Consider the following 1,511-nt stretch of genomic DNA (forward strand, 5'->3'; position numbering starts at 1 on the left):
CGAACACATGAGCGAGGCAGTGAAGCAGGGCGCGGAGAGGGTCGCAGACGACCTCTCTGCCACTGCCCTGCTCGCGCTCGCTCGTGATCGCCGGGCCACCGAGAACCGTGCAGCCGCCGATCTCCTGGACGTCGCTGCCCGCTGGGCCGACCTGCACCCGCCGGAGTCGATCCACCACGCYGCGACCTTCACCGTGCCGGGGTGTGAGCATGAGGAACCCATCGCGGGTGAGGGTGCTCCGCTGGTGGCGGAGTTCTGCATCGCCGAGCTCGGTGCGGTGCTGGGGATGTCGACGACGTCGGCGAAGAAGCTCATCGGCCAGGCGCTGGAGCTGCGTCACCGCCTCCCGCGCTTGTGGGCGCAGGTCCAGTCGGGTGCGGTGCCGGCGTGGAAGGCCCGGTCCGTGGCGGAGGTCACGATCCACGCCGTCCCCACGTTGACGGTCGAGGCACCCGCCGGAGTCGATCCACCACGCCGCGACCTTCACCGTCCCCGGCTGCGAGCACGAGGAACCCATCGCCGGCGAGGGTGCGCCGCTGGTGGCGGAGTTCTGCATCGCCGAGCTTGGCGCCGTGCTGGGGATGTCGACCACGTCGGCGAAGAAGCTCATCGGCCACGCGTTGGAGCTGCGTCACCGCCTTCCGCGCCTGTGGGCACAGGTCCAGTCGGGTGTCGTCCCCGCGTGGAAGGCGCGGTCCGTCGCGGAAGCCACGATCCACACCGTCCCCACCCTGACAGTCGAAGCGGCCGCGCACGTGGATGCGCAGGTCGCCGCAGTCGCCGGACGCATCGGTGCCGCGCAGCTGGACCGGCTGGTGGCGGAGACGGTCAAGCGGTTCGAGCTCGGCGCACCCGACCCCACCGCTGACCCGGAGGACGGGCACCTGTACGTCGACCCCCGCCACGCCACSTTGMACGACGAGGACGTCGACTTCGGCGGCACGATGCACTTCGACGCCGTGCTCGGCATCGCCGACGCCCTCGACCTCGGCCACGCCATCGCCCAGGACGCCGCGGTCCAGAAGGCCCTCGGCTCCACCGAGTCCCTCGACGTGCGCCGGTCCAAGGCGCTCGGCAACCTCGCCCGCGCCCAGACCGCCCTCGACCTCTCCTCGACGCCAGCGCCAGATGGTCGAGCAGCCGGTGAACGAGCCGGCGTATCAACACCCGACCTGCANCGACGCCGTGCTCGGCATCGCCGACGCCCTCGACCTCGGCCACGCCATCGCCCAGGACGCCGCGGTCCAGAAGGCCCTCGGCTCCACCGAGTCCCTCGGTGTCCGCCGGTCCAAGGCGCTCGGCAACCTCGCCCGCGCCCAGACGGCACTCGACCTGGCCGGCGTCGGCGCGGAGCCCACCAAGCAGCCGCCCGCCCGGGAGGTCGTCGTCCACACCCACTTCGACGCCAGCACCGTCGGTGAGACCACGGTGTTCGGCCCCACCGGTCGGATGGAGAACCTCCAGCGGCTCGTCCTCCTCGAGCAGCTCCAGGGCTGGTGCGCCGACACCCG

Annotated in this window: 1 protein-coding gene; it reads right to left on the minus strand. The window is 71.9% G+C overall.

The features are described 5' to 3' along the window. Window positions 1–610: hypothetical protein (locus tag ASC64_RS22695; RefSeq protein WP_235563578.1), on the minus strand; the 610-nt coding region annotated here is incomplete at its 3' end. Window positions 611–1,511: the final 901 nt, after the last annotated feature.

The sequence above is a fragment of the Nocardioides sp. Root122 genome (assembly GCF_001425025.1).
Lineage (GTDB): Bacteria > Actinomycetota > Actinomycetes > Propionibacteriales > Nocardioidaceae > Nocardioides.